Source organism: Microbacterium sp. NPDC058342 (assembly GCF_042723935.1).
Lineage (GTDB): Bacteria > Actinomycetota > Actinomycetes > Actinomycetales > Microbacteriaceae > Microbacterium.
The window spans coordinates 18456-37849 of record NZ_JBHXID010000001.1 but is presented as its reverse complement, the minus strand read 5'-3'; the positions used below and the strand labels follow the sequence as shown (position 1 = coordinate 37849).

General features: G+C 70.2%; 8 protein-coding genes. 7 read left to right on the top strand and 1 reads right to left on the bottom strand.

The features are described 5' to 3' along the window. The first annotated feature begins 9 nt into the window (after positions 1-9). The 6 genes from ACFWHT_RS00130 to ACFWHT_RS00105 all read left to right on the top strand — a co-directional run bounded on the left by ACFWHT_RS00130 (position 10) and on the right by ACFWHT_RS00105 (position 8538). Positions 10-1464 carry a CCA tRNA nucleotidyltransferase gene (locus ACFWHT_RS00130; RefSeq protein ID WP_378824331.1) on the top strand — a complete coding sequence of 485 codons (1455 nt, stop codon included), beginning with the start codon at positions 10-12 and terminating at the stop codon, positions 1462-1464. A 122-nt stretch (positions 1465-1586) separates the two neighbouring features. Further along, complete coding sequence (locus ACFWHT_RS00125; RefSeq protein WP_378824330.1) at positions 1587-3221, top strand: ABC transporter substrate-binding protein; 1635 nt, start codon at positions 1587-1589, stop codon at positions 3219-3221. A gap of 79 nt (positions 3222-3300) precedes the next feature. Continuing rightward, entirely contained in the window at positions 3301-4380 is a 1080-nt protein-coding gene (locus ACFWHT_RS00120; protein WP_378824328.1) for an ABC transporter permease, read from the top strand. 31 nt (positions 4381-4411) lie between these two features. After that, positions 4412-5419: an ABC transporter permease gene (locus ACFWHT_RS00115; RefSeq protein WP_378827840.1), complete on the top strand. Its 1008-nt coding sequence runs from the start codon at positions 4412-4414 to the stop codon at positions 5417-5419. Beyond that, positions 5416-7134, top strand: a complete 1719-nt coding sequence (locus ACFWHT_RS00110; RefSeq protein ID WP_378824327.1) for a dipeptide ABC transporter ATP-binding protein — start codon at positions 5416-5418, stop codon at positions 7132-7134. The genes ACFWHT_RS00115 and ACFWHT_RS00110 overlap by 4 nt, the downstream gene beginning before the upstream one ends. 69 nt (positions 7135-7203) lie before the next feature. Continuing rightward, entirely contained in the window at positions 7204-8538 is a 1335-nt protein-coding gene (locus tag ACFWHT_RS00105) for a GAF domain-containing protein (protein WP_378824326.1), read from the top strand. Between the two features lie 6 nt (positions 8539-8544). On the opposite strand, the gene ACFWHT_RS00100 is transcribed toward ACFWHT_RS00105, so the two are convergent. Continuing rightward, on the bottom strand, positions 8545-11289 hold the full coding sequence (locus tag ACFWHT_RS00100) for a LuxR C-terminal-related transcriptional regulator (protein ID WP_378824323.1): 2745 nt from the start codon (positions 11287-11289) through the stop codon (positions 8545-8547). Positions 11290-11506: 217 nt separating this feature from the next. Between ACFWHT_RS00100 and ACFWHT_RS00095 the strand changes: the two genes are divergently transcribed. Then, the gene (locus tag ACFWHT_RS00095) at positions 11507-19264 is read left to right on the top strand and encodes a GEVED domain-containing protein (protein ID WP_378824321.1); all 7758 of its coding nucleotides are present in this window, start codon (positions 11507-11509) and stop codon (positions 19262-19264) included. The last annotated feature ends 130 nt before the right edge of the window (positions 19265-19394 follow it).

Below are 19394 nucleotides of genomic sequence, written 5' to 3'. Positions count from 1 at the left end.
CTGGAACCCATGCTCAACATCGCCGAGGGCCTCTCCCGACTCGGCGCGCTCGCCGCGCATCCGGTCGTCCGCACCCTCGGCGAGGCGTTCCACGGCGCGGGCTTCGAGCTCGCGGTGGTGGGCGGCCCGGTGCGCGACGCGCTGCTCGGTCGCGAGACGCACGATCTCGACTTCACCACGAACGCCCGGCCCGACGAGATCCTCGCGATCGTGAAGCCCCTCGCCTCGGCCCACTGGGACATCGGCCGCGCCTTCGGCACGATCGGCGCACGCGTCCGCGGTGAGCAGGTGGAGATCACCACCTATCGTGCCGACAGCTACGACGGCATGACCCGCAAACCCGTGGTCGAGTTCGGCGACGGCATCGACGGCGACCTGCTGCGCCGCGACTTCACCGTCAACGCGATGGCGCTGCGGGTCACCCCGGCGCAGGGGGCGCAGGAGCAGGCGCCCGGCCCGAAGCTCGTCGACCCGACCGGCGGCGTCGAGGACCTCGTCGCCGGCCGGCTGCGCACCCCCATCGATCCCGCGGTCAGCTTCGGCGACGACCCGCTGCGCATGCTCCGAGCCGCCCGCTTCAGCGCGCAGCTCGGCTTCGACCTCGCCGACGAGACCCGCGAGGCCGTCGAGCGGCTGCGCGAGACGCTGAAGATCGTGAGCCCCGAGCGGGTGCAGGGCGAGCTGGTGCGCCTCATGCAGACCGATGACCCGGTGCGCGGGCTGCGCGTGCTCGTCGACACGGGGCTGATCGACGAGTTCCTGCCCGAGGTCAGCGCGCTGCGGCTCGAGGTCGACGAACATCATCATCACAAGGACGTCTACGAGCACTCCCTCACGGTGGTGCGGCAGGCCATCCAGCTCGAGCGGATCCGTCACCCCGGCGCGGCGCCCGACGTGCCGCTGCGCCTGGCGGCGCTGCTGCACGACATCGGCAAGCCGCGCACCCGCAAGCTCGAGCCCGGTGGCGGGGTCACGTTCCACCACCACGACGTGGTCGGCTCGCGCATGGCGCGCAAGCGCCTGCAGGCGCTGCGCTTCGACGGCGAGACGACGGATGCCGTGGCCAGGCTCATCGAACTGCACCTGCGCTTCTTCGGCTACGCCGAGGGCGCCTGGACCGACAGTGCCGTGAGACGGTACGTGCGCGATGCCGGCGACGTCGTCGAGCGGCTGCACATCCTCGTGCGCGCCGACGTCACCACCCGCAACAAGCGCAAGGCCGAGCGGCTCGCCAGCGCCTACGACGACATCGAGCGGCGCATCGCCGAGCTGCGCGAGCAGGAGGAGCTCGACAGCATCCGCCCGGAGCTCGACGGGAACCGGATCCAGCAGATCCTGGGCATCCCCCCCGGGCGCGAGGTGGGAGAGGCGTACCGCTTCCTGCTCGAGCTGCGTCTGGACGAGGGCGTGCTGGGTCCGGATGCCGCCGAGCAGCGGCTGCTCGACTGGTGGGCGCAGCGCTGAGATCGACGATTTCGGTCTCGTCACGAAACAGACCGATCGTTTGGGTCCCTCGCCGAGCAGGCCTAGATTGAGTGCGGACCGTCCCCATCGGAGACGGTGACACGAACCATCAAGGGCAGGTTATGTCAATGAAGATCACCAGGGGCCGACTCGGCCTTGCCATCGGGGCGCTGGGCGTCTCGGCCATCGTCCTCTCGGGCTGCGCCACGAGCACCGGCGACCAGGGCGGCGGCGACGGAGACGCGAAGGGCGGCGACGTCATCGTCGGCACCACCGACAAGATCACCTCGATCGACCCGGCGGGCTCGTACGACAACGGGTCCTTCGCCGTCATGAACCAGATCTACCCGTTCCTGCTGAACAGCGAGTACGGCACCGCCGAGGTCACCCCCGACATCGCCGAGTCGGCCGAGTTCACCTCGCCCACCGAGTACACCGTGAAGCTCAAGGCGGGCCTGACCTTCGCCAACGGCAACGAGCTCACCTCGAGCGACGTGAAGTTCTCGTTCGACCGCATGGTCAAGATCGCCGACCCGAACGGTCCCTCGTCGCTGCTGGGCAACCTCGACTCGGTCGCGGCCCCCGACGACACCACCGTCGTGTTCACGCTGAAGAACGGCGACGACCAGATCTGGCCGCTGATCCTCTCGAGCCCCGCGGCCCCCATCGTCGACGAAGACGTCTTCTCCGCCGACGCCGTCACCCCCGACGACGAGATCGTCGAGGGCAAGGCCTTCGCGGGTCAGTACACGATCGACTCGTACAAGCTCAACGAGCTCGTCTCCTACAAGCCGTTCGACGACTACCAGGGCAACCTCGGTGCCGCCGAGAACGACGGCGTGCAGGTGAAGTACTACGCCGACGCCTCGAACCTCAAGCTCGCGATCGGCAACGGCGACATCGACGTGGCCTTCCGCAGCCTGTCGGCCACCGACGTCGAGGACCTGTCGACCAACGACAAGGTCCAGGTCGTCGACGGACCCGGCGGCGAGATCCGCTACATCGTCTTCAACTTCGACACCATGCCGTTCGGTGCGAAGACCCCCGAGGCCGACGCGGCCAAGTCGCTGGCCGTGCGCCAGGCGATGGCCGACCTGATCGACCGCGCGGCGGTCGCGAAGGACGTCTACAAGGACACCTACAGCCCGCTGTACTCGTTCGTGCCCGAGGGCATGCCCGGCGCGACCACGCCGCTGAAGGACATGTACGGCGACGGCGAGGGCGGACCCGACGTCGACAAGGCGACCAAGACGCTCGCGGATGCCGGCGTGCAGACCCCCGTCACCGTCAACCTGCAGTACAACGGCGACCACTACGGCCCGTCGTCGGGCGACGAGTACGCCGCGTACAAGACGCAGCTCGAGAAGGGCGGCCTGTTCAAGGTCAACCTGCAGCAGACGGAGTGGGTGCAGTACTCCAAGGACCGCACCGCCGACGTGTACCCCGCGTACCAGCTCGGCTGGTTCCCGGACTACTCCGACGCCGACAACTACCTGTCGCCGTTCTTCGTGAAGGACAACTTCATCGTCAACCACTACGACAACCCCGCCGTCGCCGAGGCGATCGTCGAGGAGCAGACCGAGACCGACTCGGCCAAGCGCATGGAGCTGATCGGTCAGATCCAGGAGATGGTCGCCAAGGATCTCTCCACCCTGCCGATCCTGCAGGGCAAGCAGGTCGCGATCGTGGGCAAGGACGTGCAGGGCACGACCCTGGACGCCTCGTTCAAGTTCCGCTACGCGCCGCTGACCAAGTAACGCGTTCCGCACCAGGGGGTGCTGCCTGACCGCAGCACCCCCTGGTGTGCTCGCTCGAAGAACGCAAGAAGAGGTACCCATGGTCGTCGAGGCCACTGAAGCTCTCGCCCCCGTCCAGCCGCGCAGCCGCTCCGCCGGGGGCGGGCTGTGGCGCTACATCCTGATCAGGCTGCTGCTGATCATCCCCACCGTCTTCATCCTGGTGACCACCGTGTTCTTCCTGATGCGGATCACCGGCGACCCGATCACCGCGGCCCTCGGCGGCCGGCTGCCCCCCGAGCAGCTCGCCGAGCGCGTGCACGCCGCCGGGTACGACCGCCCGCTGATCGTGCAGTACCTCGAGTACCTCGGCGCCGTGTTCCGCGGCGACTTCGGCACCACGATCACCGACCGCCGTCCGGTCGTGGAGATCCTGCTGCAGTACGGCTCGGCCACGCTCGAGCTCGCCGTCTACGCGCTCCTGGTCGCCCTGATCGTCAGCATCCCGCTCGGGCTGATCGCCGCCTACCGGCGCGACCGCTGGCACGATGCCGTGCTGCGCGTCATGGCGATCCTCGCCTATGCCACCCCGATCTTCTTCGCGGGCCTGCTGCTCAAGCTCGTCTTCTCCGTCTGGCTGGGCGTGCTGCCGGTGTCGGGTCGCGGCAGCACCCGCACGGAGCTGCTGATGGCGGGCATCGACACCCCCACCGGCATCTACCTGCTCGACGCGATCCGCCTGGGCAACGGCGCCGCCATCGCAGATGTGCTGCAGCACGCCATCCTGCCCGCGACCGCGCTCGGCCTGCTCACCGCCGGCGTCTTCCTGCGACTCATCCGGACGAACGTGATCGGCACGCTCGGTCAGCAGTACGTCACCTCCGGCCGCTCGCGCGGCGTCAGCGAGTACCGCCTGGTCACCAAGCACGCGTACCGCCCCGCACTCATCCCGATCATCACCGTGATGGGCATGCAGATCGCCCTGCTGCTGGCCGGTGCCGTGCTCACCGAGACCACCTTCGAGTGGAAGGGCATCGGCTTCATGCTCGCCGAGTACCTCAAGGCGCGCGACTTCGTCGCCGTGCAGGGGATCGTCGTGATGATCGCCGTCGTGGTGGCCGTGACCAACTTCATCGTCGACATCATCGCGGCGTTCATCGACCCGAGGGTGAGGTACTGACATGGCCGGGATCCCCGACACGCACGACGAGATGCCCACCGTGAAGACCTCGGCGCTCGCGGCCGTGCCTCCGCGCAGAAAGCACTGGACCGAGCGGGTCCCGGTGCTCACGCAACTGCGTCAGAGCGTCGGCCTGCAGCGCGGGATGCTGATCACCGGCCTGGTGATCACGGTCGTGTTCGTCGTGATCGCCGTGCTGGCGCCCGTGCTCGCCCCGTACTCGTGGGCGCAGCAGCAGTCCGCCGACGGAGTGTCCTTCGGCACCCAGCAGGCGCCGAACGCGATGAACCTGCTCGGCACCACGGTGTCGGGCTTCGACGTGCTCTCGCGGGTGCTCTGGGGCGCGCAGACGGCGCTGCTCGTCGTCCTCGCCGCCATCGCCTGCTCGATCTTCATCGGCATCGCGCTGGGCCTGCTCTCGGGCTACTTCGGCGGATGGCTCGACCGCGTCCTCGTCGTGGTCGCGGATGCGATCTACGCGTTCCCCTCGCTCCTGCTGGCGATCGTGATGTCGATCGTGATCAGCCGCGGTCAGTCCACCCTGGGCGGCGGCATCATGGCCACCGCCATCGCCATCACCGTTGTGTTCGTCCCGCAGTACTTCCGCGTGATCCGCGCCGAGGTGGTGCGGGTGCGGGCCGAGCCGTTCGTCGACTCGGCCAAGGTGATCGGCGTGCCCACCACGCGCATCCTGCTGCGCCACGTGCTGCGCAACTCGACGCGCTCGCTTCCCGTCATCATCACGCTCAACGCCTCGGAGGCTCTGCTCACCCTCGCCGGACTCGGCTTCCTGGGCTTCGGCATCGAGGCGACGGCCGCCGCCGAGTGGGGCTACGACCTGAACCGCGCCGTGCAGGACGTCACGAGCGGCATCTGGTGGACGAGCGTGTTCCCCGGCGTCGCGATCGTGCTGGTGGTGCTGGGCGTCACCCTGGTCGGCGAGAGCCTGAACGATCTGAGCGACCCGCGGCTGCGGCTTCGTCGTCGCCCGGGAGCAAAGAAGAGGGCTCGCGCGACGAGCGCCGGAGGAGAGTCATGAACGCGGTCGTCCCCGGGACGGAGGTCGCCGAGATCCGCGACCTGAGGGTGGTCTTCGCGACCGACGGAGAGCCCGTCGAGGCCGTCAAGGGCATCTCCCTGAGCGCCCACGCCGGCGAGGTGCTCGCGATCGTCGGCGAGTCGGGGTCGGGCAAGACCGTCACCGCCAACACCCTGCTGGGCCTGCTGCCCGAGACCGCCACCACCTCGGGCGCTGTCATCGTGCGCGGTCGTGACGGCGGTGAGACCGACATCGTGCACGCCGGGCACGGTCGCCTGCGCGAGATGCGCGGGCGGGACGCGGCGATGGTGTTCCAGGAACCGTCCACGGCGCTGAACCCGGTCTACACCGTGGGCTGGCAGATCGCCGAGGGGATCCGCGCGCACGCGAAGGTCTCGAAGAGGGATGCCCGTGCGCGGGCCATCGACATCCTGCGCCGCGTGGGCATCCCCGATCCCGAGCAGCGCGTGGACGACTACCCGCACCAGTTCTCGGGTGGGCAGAAGCAGCGCATCGTCATCGCCATGGCGCTGGTGCTCGACGCCGGCCTGATCATCGCCGATGAGCCCACCACCGCGCTGGACGTGACCGTACAGGCCGAGATCCTCGATCTGCTGCGCACGTGCCGCGACGAGTTCGGTGCGACGATCGTGCTCATCACCCACAACATGGGTGTGGTGGCCGACCTCGCTGATCGGGTGGTCGTCATGTACCAGGGCGACATCGTCGAGGAGGCACCGGTCGCCGAGTTGTTCGCGAACCCTCGCGAGGAGTACACCCGTCAGCTGCTGGCCGCTGTTCCGCATGTCGGGCAGGGCAAGTCGGCGTCGGCTCCCGCCGTCGGCGCGACGCCCGCGGATGCCCCGCACGAGGCGCCCGTGGCACCGGCCGGCAGCCTGATCGTGGCATCCGGGGCCGAGATCGGATACCCGGGCCGCTTCGGGCGCGGCGCGATGGTCGCGGTGAAGGGCGTCGACTTCCACGTCGGTCCCGGCGAAGTGGTGGGACTGGTGGGCGAGTCCGGCTCGGGCAAGACCACCATCGGCCGCGCCGTGGTGGGACTGACGACGGTGCTCGGCGGGTCGCTGAGCGTGCTCGGTCAGGAGATGCGCGGCGTGAAGAGCCGCACCCTGGCGCCGCTGCGCCCGCAGGTGGGCTTCGTGTTCCAGGATCCGGCGACGAGCTTCAACCCGCTGCTGACGATCGCCGAGTGCATCGCCGAGCCGCTGATCGTGCACGGCCGCGCGTCGAGCCTGCAGGCCGCCAGGCCGCGGGTGAACGAGCTGCTCGACGCGGTGCGTCTTCCCGTGAACTTCGGCGACCGCTATCCGCACGAGCTCTCCGGCGGGCAGCGTCAGCGCGCCTCGCTGGCGAGGGCCCTGGCGCTGGACCCGAAGCTGCTGATCGCCGACGAGCCGACCAGCGCGCTGGACGTCTCGGTGCAGGCCACCGTGCTGGAGCTGTTCGTCCAGCTGCAGGCCGAGCTCGGCTTCGCATCGCTGTTCATCAGCCACGATCTGGCCGTCATCGACGCTGTCTCGGACCGCATCATCGTGCTGCAGCAGGGGCGGATCAAGGAGCAGGGCACCACGGCACAGGTGCTCGGCGATCCTCGCGACCCCTACACCCGCGAGCTGCTGACGGCGCTGCCGGTTCCCGATCCGATCGCCCAGGCCGAGCGCCGCGCGCAGTGGGAGGCCGTGCGCCGGCACTGAGCCCCTGCCGCCGCGCGGGCGGACGACCTACACTGGGCACACCAGCCGTCAGCGTCGATCGGAGGCTCCGTGCCCTCTGCCTGGTCCTCGTCGCGCGACCTCTCCGCAGAGGCGTCGCGCCTGATCATCGAGCGCGCGCACGAGGAGCTCGTCGCCGGGAACCTCCACGATCGACGGCTGCAGCAGGTGCGCCCGGTCGTCCGCGAGTCCTGGCAGCGCGCCTGGCACGGCAGAGTCGGCGCCGAGGCCCTGCCGCGGATGGACTTCACGCAGGACGCCCTGGACACCTACCGCAGCGGGCATCCGCTGGCGGGCGCGATGGACCTCATCCGCACCCTGCTGCTGCCCGGCACACCGGAGGAGTCGGGGGTGATCGTCGCGGTCGGCGACCATGCCGGACGCCTGCTGTGGGTCGAGGGCGACGTGCGCCAGCGCATGATGTCGGGCGAGATGGGATTCGTCGAGGGCGCCGACTGGTCGGAGGCATCCGTCGGCACCACCGCACCCGGGACGGCTCTGGCGCTCGGCGAGTCCGTGCAGATCCATCGCTCCGAGCACTACAACCGCCTGGTGCAGCCCTGGTCGTGCACCGCGGCGCCGGTCTTCGATCCGGAGACGCGGGGGATCCTGGGCGTCATCGACGTCACCGGCGGCGACGAGGCGGCGACGCCGCAGGCCAGGATGCTCGTGGACGCGACGGCTCGCGCGGTGGAATCGGAGCTGCTGGTGGCCCGGCTCCGGGCGCGCGCCGCCGAGCCGGCTCCGGCGCCGCGGCGCGCACGGGCATCCGATCGCTCGCGGCCGGCGCGTGCCCGCCTGCAGGTGCTCGGCCGGGACCGCGCGCGCCTGGAGGTCGAGACCGGCGACGGCACGTCGCTGGTCGAGCTCAGCGCGAGGCACGCCGAGATCCTCCTCATGCTCGCCGTGCACCGTCAGGGTCTGTCGGCCGATCGGCTGGCCGAGCTCGTCTACGGCGAAGGGTCCTCACCCGACACGCTGCGGCCCGAGATGGTGCGGCTGCGCAAGGTGCTCGAGCGGCTGTCACCGGAACTGGTGCCGCAGTCGCGCCCGTACCGCCTGACGGCGTCCGTCGAGACCGATGCGCACGATCTGCTCTCGCTGCTCGATCGCGGCGCGCACCGCGTCGCCCTCTCGGCGTACCGCGGGCCGGTGCTGCCCGACTCCGCGGCGCCCGGCGTCGAGGAGTTCCGCTCGGCGCTGCGCGGGACGCTGCGGGAGACGATGCTCGCCGAGGCGAGCACGGACGTGCTGCTCTCCTACGCCGAGATCCCGGAGGGAGCCGGCGACCCGGCCGTCCTCGAGCTGTGCCTCAAGATGCTCCCTGCGCGCTCCCCGCGACGAGCCGGTCTGGTCAGCCGCCTCGAGAAGCTCGCGCAGGCGTGAGACCGCTCAGGTTTCGCCGTCGTCCGTGCGGACCTCGCGCGACCTCAGGAGAAGCCCGGTGCGACGCGCCACCTGCACCGCCTCCTGGCGGCCTCCCACCTCGAGCTTGCGGTACACCGACCGCAGCTGAGACTTGAGCGTGTTCGTCGACACCGAGAGCATCTGCGCGATCTCCGGCAGCGTGCGGTCGCTCGCGAGCGCGGCGAGCACATGATGCTCGCGCCGCGTCAGCGCGACGGCGACGGCCGGCTCCGGATACCTCGACGCCTCACCCGGGATCTGGTCGAGCAGCGCCGGTCGCCGGTAGCCCAGCTCGATCAGGTCGGCACGCGGCATCGATGCGAAGGGGGTGAGGGTGCCGGTGCGCTCCGCGATGGCCGCACCCTGGTCGAACCGCCGCTGCGCCGCCTCCCGGTCCCCGGCGCGCAGGTTGGCGGATGCCGAGATCAGGAGCAGGTCGATGCGGTTGTGCCAGGGCTGCGCCTCGCCGAGGGCGTTGCGCTCGGCGATGCCGGCGGCCTGATCCCAGTTCCCGGAGAGCAGCAGGGATCTGCTCCTGGGCACCTCCAGGCGCACCGACCGGCGCAGCCGGCTCGAGGTCAGCAGGGACGCCGCTTCGGCGCCGAGCCCCGCGGCCAGCAGCAGCTCGGCCTCCAGCGCGACGAGCAGCAGCACCAGGGCGTCGCCGATCGGAGCCTTGAACCGCTTCTCGGCGCGGCCCTCCCGCAGCGTGAGCAGGGCCGATTCCGGTCCCCTCAGCTGCCAGTCGGCGTGCGTGCGCGCCTCGAGCACGAACGGCCAGTACTCCATGGTGGGCCAGTGCCGGTCGCTGTGCTTCAGCACGTGTTCGGCAGCCCGCGCGTCGAAGCGCTCCAGTGCCGTCCACGCGGCTGCGACATGCGCGGTCACCGCGAAGAAGCTGTCGTCGAACTGCGCGGGCCTGCCGACCTGGTCCATGCCGCGCAGCACCTCCGCGGCGCGAGCCGGGTCGCCGCGGCGGGCGTGCGTGAACGCGGTCAGCCCCTGCAGGTTGGCCTGCTGCAGCGGTGACATGGGATGGCGTTCGCGCACGGTGTCCAGCGCGAGATGCTCGGCCGCGTCGAGCCGGTCCATGAAGCTGAGCGTGATCACCGTCTGCGTGCGGAACAGCAGCATGGCGGGGTCGAGGTGCCCGGCCGGGTCGTCCACAGCCTCGAGCATCCGCGAGAAGCGTCGCAGCGCGACGGGCACCATCTCGTACCTGCCGGCCAGGCGCAGGGCGATGGTCAGGATGCCCTGCACCCACACCTGGTCGGGCGTGGATGCACGTCGGCCGACGACGCGCTGGCGCTCGCACGCGGCCACCGCCGCGAGCAGCATGCGCACCGCCTTCGCGTGATGTCCCGCGCCGTAGTGCGCGACGCCGCTGACCAGCATCAGCAGCGGCTCCTGCCGGAGCACCGAGCGGGGGACGGCCTCAAGAAGGTCGGGATGCAGACGCAGGCGCACCAGCACCTCGAACAGGTCCGATCGCACGCATCGCCCGGCCAGTGCCCACTGCCCGGCACGGACGGCGGCTTCGAAGGCGGGGGCGAACTCGCGTCGCGAGACGTGCCAGCGGGCGAGCCGCGTGAACGCGGCGCGGGTGCGGTCGTCGTCGAGTCGTTCGCGCAGTGCGCGCCGCAGCACCGGGTGCAGCCGGTACTCGGGCGGATCGGTGTCGAGGTGCCAGGTGCCCAGTCCGCGCGATTCCAGCTCGTCGAGCACGGGATGCGATTCGAGCGCTGCGCCGAGAACGGTCGCCTGCTCCAGGGTGAACGCATCGAGCACCGAGGTGACGGTCACCAGTTCCAGCCCGTCGAGTCCGCGCAGCGATTCGAGCAGGTGAGAGCTGACGTACGACGGATCCATCGAGGTGGGCTGACGGGTCGGCACGCCGAAGACCGCGTGCCGCGCATCCGCGATCGTCGCCGATTCCTCCCTCAGATGCCGCTCCAGCACGGCGCGCACGCCGAAGGGCCAGCCATCCAGGTGCGCCCGCAGCTCGTGCAGCTCGCGCTGCGACGCCGCCACTCCGAGGCGGGCGGCGAGCTCCCGGATCTCCTGATCGGTGAAACGCAGCGTCGCCGCATCCAGATGCAGCGTGTCGAGGCGGCTCGCCGTGGCCACACTGCCGAGCTCCGACGGCACCTGGGTGGCGACGACCAGCCGCAGTCCGTCGGTGCGGGTGAGGATGTCGATGAGCTCGCTCTCGATGCCCGTGCCGTCGAGACGCTCGAATCCGTCGACCACCAGCGTCACCGGTGTGAGAAGCGAGGCGAAGCCGCGCCGCAGTGAAGCGGTCAGTGTGTCGGCGATGTCGCCGCGCACCTCCACGCGCGACAGCTCGCTGCCCGCCAGCAGACCCGTGCGATCGATTCCGTGCAGGACCTCGCGCCAGAATCCGACCGAGTCGCGCACCGTCTCGTCGGCGGTGACCCAGACGAGCGGTTCGTGATCGGGACGGGTGCGCGCCCAGTCGGCGAGCAGCGACGTCTTGCCGAATCCCGATCCGGCCTGCACGACCGTCAGTGCGGGCGCGGGCTCGGCGTCCAGCCTCGCTATCAGCCGCTCGCGCGGGATCAGCCGGCTCGAGACCCGCGGCACGCCGATCGCCCGTTCGCGGGCACGCCCGGCACCGCCGGGGTCGCGCGAGGCGTGATGCTCGCGGCCCTCGTGCCGCCGCGCCGCGGCGCGCGGGTCAACGTGCCGTCGATCTGTGTGCTGGGTCACTTGTCTGCCGTATGTGGTCTGCCGGCGCATGTCCCCTCGCGCCTCGCGTCCCCGCCGACAGTCAAGCACACCTGGGAGGGGGGAGGCGCTCCCCGGCGCAGGGGTGAAAAAGGGGGTGAGTTCTCGATCGGGACGGTTCCGCCGCGCGTCGCATCGCTAGCTATAGAGGTGGCGTGGGTGAGACCGCGCGTCAATCGTGCCGTTCTGAGGGGAACAGATGATCAGGCAGAAGAGTGCTCGGCGTGCGACAGCACGCACGTCGCGTCGCGACGACAGCACGGCGGTGCCCGTTCGGCGCCGCGTCGTATCCGGCTTCGTGGCGGCGCTGCTCGCCGGCAGCGCAGGCCTCGCCACCGCCGCGCCCGCGATGGCCGCCGACGTGACGACGGCTGCGACCGGGGCCTCCAGCTCGGCGCCGCTGGCGCGTCAGAGCGCGGGCAGGCTCGTGACGGCCGCCAACGCACCCGGCAACCCCGGCGTGCCCGGTGACCCGAAAGTGCGCTTCGAAGAGGACTTCGAGAACACCGCCGGCACCGAGCCGGTCGTGCTCGACGAGTACGAGGGCGCCGAGGGTCACACCTACACCGCCGCGACGGGCTGGCTGACGAACTGCAACGGCGTGATCGTCAACTTCGGCATCCCGCACACCGAGCTGGGCAACTGCGCAGACCCCCGCAGCTCCGCCAACCTGCGTCAGCTCACGTACGCACTCGGCGCCAACGGCGGCGCCACAGCCGAGACGAACGACGCGGTCTCCGCTTACACCGAAGGCGACCCCGGCGCGAACGCCGCCGAGTTCGAGACCGTGGATCCCATCGCGCTCAGCAGCTCCTCGGGTCGCTTCCTCACCTTCAGCGTCGACGCAGCCGCCAAGAACTGCCGCGTCTCCGCGCCGGTCTACCAGTTCTCGTTCCTGTCCGAGACAGGAGCCGCCACGGCGGTGGGTGGACAGATCAACGCCTGCAACTCGGGACAGACCGTCTCCGCGCCCGCCGTCGGCCCCATCGGCGCCGCGGCCGTGAACGTGGGCACCTACACCTCCACCGGCTCGGTTCTCTTCGACGGCGCCTCCCTCGGCATCCGCATGGTGAACGCGAACGGCAGCGGAATCGGCAACGACGCCGCGTTCGACAACATCCGCATCCTCGACGTCACCCCTCAGCTCGACAAGAGCTTCGCCCCCGCACGCGTGCCGGTGGGCGGGACGTCGACTCTGACGCTCACGGTCACGAACACCAGTGAACTCGCCGCCAAGAACGGCTGGGCCTTCACCGACGAGCTGCCGGCCGGCCTCACCGTCGACTCGCCCTCGACCGTCGGCGGCACGTGTGTCGCGGATGTGACCGCGGCAGCCGGCTCCGACTCGATCGCGGTCGCGAACGGCGCGCTCGCAGCCGGCACCGAGTCGTGCACGATCACCGTGCCGGTGACCTCGAGCACGGCCGACAGCTACACCAACGGACCCGACAACATCACCGGCGTGACCGGTGTCGACCTGCCCGCCGCCTCGACCGTCGAGTTCTACGTGCCGCCGGCGTTCGTCTGCACCTCCGGCGCCGGAGGCATGCTCTTCCAGTACCCGGAAGGCCCCACGCTCGTCCGGGACGTGAACATGATCACCGGCAAGTACGAGACGGTGAACACCATCACGGGAAACGCGATCAACGCCGTCGGGTACAACGTGCTCGACGACTACATCTACGGCTGGGACCTCACCGGCGGCGCCTCGAGCATCGTGCGCGTCGCCGCTGACGGCACGGTGACGGCGCTGGGTGTCCCGGCCGGCGCGGTCGGCAGCTCGGTCCTGGGTGACGTCGACGAGGACGGCCAGTACTGGGTGATCAACGGCAACACCTGGAACAAGATCGATCTCGCGCCAGGATCCTCGACCTACATGACCGTCGTCGACAGCGGTACGAGCCCGATGCCGACCGGCCTGAGCTCCGTCGGCGCCGACTGGGCGTACGTGCCGGGCGCGGGGAACTACCTCTACTCGGTCGGCCAGGGCACGGGCGGCCAGGCGCAGCTCATCCGCTTCGATCGCAGCACGGGTGTGCGCACGATCGTCGGCCCCTTGGGCCTCGGCACCGGGACCTGGAGCTTCGGCGCCGTCTACGCCGACGCGAACGGGTATCTGTACGCGTCGAACAACCCGACCGGCATCATCTACCGCGTCGACATCGATGACGTGAGCGCCCAGGTCTTCGCGCAGGGTCCGGCCTCCAACGCGAACGACGGCGCGCGCTGCGCGGCATCCCCGATCCTGCTGGACTTCGGAGACGCACCCGACACCTACGGCACGACGCTCAGCGGAGACGGCGCTCGCCACGGCATCCTCGGATACGACGAGAACGCGCAGACCGCTCCGGTGATGCTCGGCGCGAGCATCGACCCCGAGGACGACGGCCAGCCCGCCGGCGACGGCGACGGCGCCGACGAGGACGGCGTGGAGTTCAACCCGGAGCTCGGGTACAGCAGCCCGACGCTGCGCACCGGCGTGGATCCGATCTCGCAGCAGCCGCTGGAGAACAGCCTTGAGGTCACGGCGTCGGCCGCCGGCTTCGTGTCGGTCTGGGTGGACTGGAACAACGACGGCAGCTTCGCCGACACCGAGCGCATGGCGAACGCCCAGGCGGTCGACCCCGGTGCGAACGTGATCACCTTCGCTCAGGCCGAGAACGCGGCGGGGATCTTCGCGCAGGTGCGCGTGCGCTACTCGACGGACGCCCCGTCGATCGCGCTCCCGAAGGGTCCCGCGCCCGACGGTGAGGTCGAGGACTATCGGGTGCTCGTCGAGCGGGTGACGCAGCCCGACATCTGTCTCGCGGACGGCGTGGCATACAACGCGATCACCTACTCCACCCTTGTCGATCAGATCGGCGGCGGTCGACCGATCACCACGGCCCGCTACCCGGGCGTCACCGTCGCGGACGGTGTGCCGGTCGACATGCTCGTGGAACTCCGCGAGGGACTGATGGGCAACGCGAACGGCTTCCGGGTCGGCGACGGCTCCAACGGCATCGGACCGGATGACGCCCGCTGGCAGATCAACGGTCACGCCCTGATCCGCTACACGTTCGTGGAGTCGGGAACCGACACGGAGATCCCGGTGAATGCCGTGCTCACCGTCAACGACATGGATGGCGGCGAGAGCGCGACCTTCGCCGCGGCTGACCTGGCCGACTACGTGATCTCGGCGGACAGCACGGTGCGGGTCGACGACCCCGTGGACGGCTCCGACCCCGAGCTGGTGCGCTTCAACGGCACGAACAGCAACAACGGCGAGCCGAAGAGCCGGTTCCAGTTCCTCGTGCAGGGCGTCTCGACGTTCGACGTGGACTGGCGCGGGGGCAGCAACTCCGGGTTCGGCTTCGACGGCGACGGAGACCTGGCGGTCGGGCCGTCGTGCTTCGACCGCGGCGACGCGCCGGCGAGCTACGGCACGCTGGCCGCGGACGGCGGAGCCCAGCACGAGATCCTCTCCGGACTCACGCTCGGCGAGCGCGTCGACTTCGAGCAGGACGGACTGGCCTCTGACGACGCGCGAGGCGATGACGAGGACGGCGTCGCCGACGAGGACGGCGTCGCGGACGACATCGTCGTGACCGCGGGCGAGAAGACCACCGTCACGGTCAGCGCCACGAACACCACGGCCCAGCCCGCCACGCTGGCAGGATGGATCGACCTCGACGGCAGCGGCACGTTCGACACCGGAGAGCTCGTCAGCGTCCCGGTGCCGGCGAGCAGCGGCACCGCCGATTACGAGCTGACCTTCCCGGTGCCGACGGAAGCCGGAGACGCCTTCGCCCGATTCCGTCTGTTCGCCGGCGAGGTGGCGGCTCCGCTGCCCACCGGAGCAGTGGAGGGCGGTGAGGTCGAGGACTACGCGACGACCTTCGTGGAAGGCGCCCCCATCTTCGCCACCTGCTCCGCAGTCGCGACCTTCGACTCCGACAACAGCGGCTGGCGAGCGGCGACCACCAGCCAGGGGACGAATGTCATCCTCCAGCCTCGGCCGGTCGGCTGGGCCGCGGACGCCGGCAATCCCGGCGGCGCGATCATCGAGGATGACCTCGACGGCAACTGGACCGAGTTGTGGACTCCGCCGCTCGTCGCCAGCGGCTACGCGACGGACTACTCCGCGTCGGTGGGTGGGGATATCCAGTTCGACTACCGCAACGACACCGGGATCGGGTACAACGTGTACGTCGGCGTGGTCGGTGAGAACGGCGCGCACTACTGGTACAACTTCCGGAGCCAGATCGTCGACTCCACGCAGTGGACCCGCGTGATCGTTCCGCTCGATGCCGCTCAGTGGCACACGCAGTTCAACAACAACTCCGGGCCCTTCGGCGCGGCCCCGTCGGAGGACGACTTCCTGGCGGCGCTCGAGAACGTCGACCGCTTCACCTTCTCGATCGAGGGACGCACCGGGCAGGATCGCACGGCGTTCGACAACTTCGGACAGCCCTGCGAGGACTTCGGCGATGCGCCGGACACCTACGCCACGTCGATCTCGAAGGATGGCCCCCGTCACCAGGTGCTCGGGTTCGTCGACGCGACCGGCACGGCGCCGCTGATGCTGGGCTCGTCCATCGACATCGAGGATGAGGGCGTCGCATCTGCCGCCGCCAGCTCGGACGACAACACGGGCGTCGCCGACGAGGACGGCGTCGCGGACGAGATCGTCGCCACCTTCGGCGACGAGACGACCGTGACCGTGATCGCGACGAACGACACGGACAGCGCGGCCACCCTGGCCGGCTGGATCGACCTGGACGGCGACGGCGCGTTCGAGGCCGGGGAGCTCGTCACCGTCGAGGTGCCGGCGAACAGCGGCGAGGACGACTACGACCTCGCCTTCCCGGCGGGGACGACGCTGACGGACACCTTCGCCCGGTTCCGCCTGTTCCCGGGCGCGGTCACGGATCCGCTGCCCACCGGCGCCGCCAGCGCCGGAGAGGTCGAGGACTACGCCGTCACGGTGATCGACCGTGAGCTCTCCATCACGAAGTCCTCCGACTTCAGCGCCGACTCGCGCCCCGGCGACACGATCGAGTACACGATCGTGGCCGAGAACACGGGTACCGCTGACTACACCGCAGCCGATCCCGCGGTCGTGTTCGACGACCTGGCCGGCGTGCTCGACGATGCGGAGTACAACCGCGACGCGAGCGCGGAGATCGACGGCGCCGACGCCGGTGCGGTCGGCTTCCTTCCGGACTCGTTCCTCTCCTGGTCGGGCGCCCTGCCCGCCGGTGAGTCGGTGACGATCACCTACACGGTCGAACTGACCGGCGGCGGTGACGGCGCCGTGCGCAACGTGGCCTGGGAGCCGAGTGTGCCGCCCACCCCGGGCGACCCGCCGACCGACGTGCCCACCTGCGAGCCGCGCACCAGTGACGGCACGGACCCCGTCACGGGCGAGGCCTGCGGCTTCGTCGAGAACGCGCTGCCGAAGCTGACCGTCGAGAAGGAGGCGGATCGCACCGATCTTCCCGCCGACGGTGAGACGGTGACCTACACCGTCACGGCGACGAACGTCGGACCCGGCGTCTTCACCGAGGACGCTCCGGCGACCGTCACCGACGATCTGTCCCGCGTGCTGGACGACGGCGCCTTCGGCGAGATCCTCTCGCCCGCGAGCGGAGCCACGATCGACGGCGACGAGCTGACCTGGACCGGTCCGCTGGGCGTCGACGAGAGCGTCGAGATCGTGTACACGGTCGTCTACGACGCCAACGCGACCGGCGGCGACCACAACCTGATCAACCAGGTGTGCGTGCCGGTGGACGACGCTCTGGACCCCGACGAGGCCTGCGATGTCGTGCAGGTGCCCGCCGCGGCGCTCGTGATGTCGAAGAGCGTCGACCCGGCCGACGGCACCGCGGTGGACGCCGGCCAGGAGGTCACCTACACCCTCTCCTTCGAGAACGTCGGCCAGGCGCCGGCGACGGTGGATGCGCTGGATGACCTCTCCGGCGTGCTGGACGACGCCGAGATCAGCGTCCGCCCGACCGCGGATGCCGGGCTCAGCGCCACGCTCACCGGCGATCAGCTCGCCGTGACCGGCGAGGTGCCGGCCGGCGAGGTGCTGACGGTGACCTACGCGGTCGTCGTGAACGCCTACGAGGATCAGGCCGACCACCGGCTGGGCAACGTGCTCGGCAACGGAGACGGAAGCTGCCCGCCCGCCGGATGTGAGGAGACCGTCAACCCGATCCGTCACTTCTCGGTGACGAAGTCGGCCGACACGGTCGACGACGTGCAGTCGGGCGACACCATCACCTACACGGTGACGGTGACGAACGACGGTGAGGCGGACTACACGACCGGCATCCCGGCCAGTGTGTCCGACGACCTGACCGACGTGCTCGATGACGCCGCCTACAACGACGACGCCGCGGCGCTGGCCACGGACGGCTCGATCGCTCCCACCCCGGACTTCGCGACACCGCAGCTGAGCTGGTCGGGTGCCATCGCGACCGGCGAGTCGATCGAGATCACCTACAGCGTCACGGTCACCAACCAGGGAGACCACGATCTGGTGAACGTCGCGACTCCGGTGTGCGCGCCCGGCGTGCTGTGCGATCCCCCCGCCGAGGTGGAGATCCTGCTGCCGAGCATCACGCCCGTCAAGACGTCGGACCCGGCTTCGGGTGCGGCGCTGCAGGCCGGCGATGTCGTGACGTACACGCTGAGCTGGACGAACGACGGCCAGGTCGCGGGTCCCCTGGACTCGACCGACGACCTGTCGGGCGTGCTCGACGACGCCGAGCTGACCACCGACCCGGTGGCAGACTCCGCCGACGTCGACGTCGAGTTCGACGCCGCGGCGGAGACCGTGCGGGTGACGGGTGAACTCGCTCCCGGCGAGACGGTCACGGTGACCTACCAGGCCACCATCCGTCCCGACGGCGACCGAGGCGACAACGTCGCGGGCAACGTGCTCACTCCCGACGTGCCCCCGTTCGCCTGCGCCGACGGCGACGCCGACTGCGACCCGTTCGTGCCGCCGGCGACGTCGCACCCGCTGGGTGAGCTCGACGACTGGAAGACGGTGGACCCCGCCACGGGCACCACGGTCCGCCCCGGGCAGGAGATGACCTACACGCTGCACTTCGCCAACACCGGCGAGGCCGACGTGGACGTCGCCCGCGACGATGTGCTCACGATGGTGCTCGACGATGCGACCGTGACGGCCGCGCCGACGGCATCCGACCCGGCGCTGTCGGTCTCCGAGATCGTGGACGGACGCTTCACGGTCACGGGCACCCTCGTCCCGGGTCAGGACGTCACCGTCACGTACACGGTCACCGTGAACGCCGACGGCGAGCGCGGCGACGACCAGCTGGGCAACTTCCTGGTCGACGAGGGCGAGCAGCCTCCGGCGGAGTGCACCCCGACCGATGACGAGCGCCCCGACTGCTCGGTCAACTTCGTCTCGAACGTCATCGCATCGAAGTCGGCCGACCCGGCATCCGGCACGGCGATCGACCACGACCAGAACGTCACCTACACGCTGACGTTCCGCAACGTGGGCACCAACGCCGGCGCCGCCGCGGTTCCGGTGGACTACACCGACCACCTGGTCGACGTGGTCGATGACGCCGTCGTGACCGTCGGTCCGATCCCGTCGGACCGCAGCGTCGAGGCCGCTCTCGACGGGGACACCATCCGCGTCACCGGAGCGGTGGCCACCGGTGAGACCGTGACGGTCACCTACACGGTCGTGCCGAAGGCCTACGACCAGCAGGGCAACCACACGCTCGGCAACGTCGTGGCCGTCACCGGCACCGACCCGGTCTGCGCGCCGGACAGCCCGCTGTGCACCACCCACGAGATCACGCCCCCGCCGCCGCTCGCGACGACGGGTGCCGAGGCCAACTGGTCGATGATCCTCGCGGCGCTGCTCCTGCTGGTCGGCGGTGGCCTGCTCGCGACGATGGCTCGTCGCCGCAGCAGCCTGAGCTGACAGCCGCATCAACCGGCGATGCCCTCCCGTTCCCCCGGACGGGAGGGCATCGCTGTGCTGCGCGCGATGAGCGGCGCAACCGAATGCAACCTTGCGCACGGGTGTGCAACCCCGTGCGGCCTACCTTCGA

What these genes read in the sequence shown, in the direction of transcription:
- ACFWHT_RS00120 (WP_378824328.1), top strand. Translation starts at nt 3,301, where the DNA reads ATGGTCGTCGAGGCCACTGAAGCTCTCGCCCCCGTCCAGCCGCGCAGC.
- ACFWHT_RS00130 (WP_378824331.1), top strand. Translation starts at nt 10, where the DNA reads ATGCTCAACATCGCCGAGGGCCTCTCCCGACTCGGCGCGCTCGCCGCG.
- ACFWHT_RS00125 (WP_378824330.1), top strand. Translation starts at nt 1,587, where the DNA reads ATGTCAATGAAGATCACCAGGGGCCGACTCGGCCTTGCCATCGGGGCG.
- ACFWHT_RS00115 (WP_378827840.1), top strand. Translation starts at nt 4,412, where the DNA reads ATGCCCACCGTGAAGACCTCGGCGCTCGCGGCCGTGCCTCCGCGCAGA.
- ACFWHT_RS00110 (WP_378824327.1), top strand. Translation starts at nt 5,416, where the DNA reads ATGAACGCGGTCGTCCCCGGGACGGAGGTCGCCGAGATCCGCGACCTG.
- ACFWHT_RS00095 (WP_378824321.1), top strand. Translation starts at nt 11,507, where the DNA reads ATGATCAGGCAGAAGAGTGCTCGGCGTGCGACAGCACGCACGTCGCGT.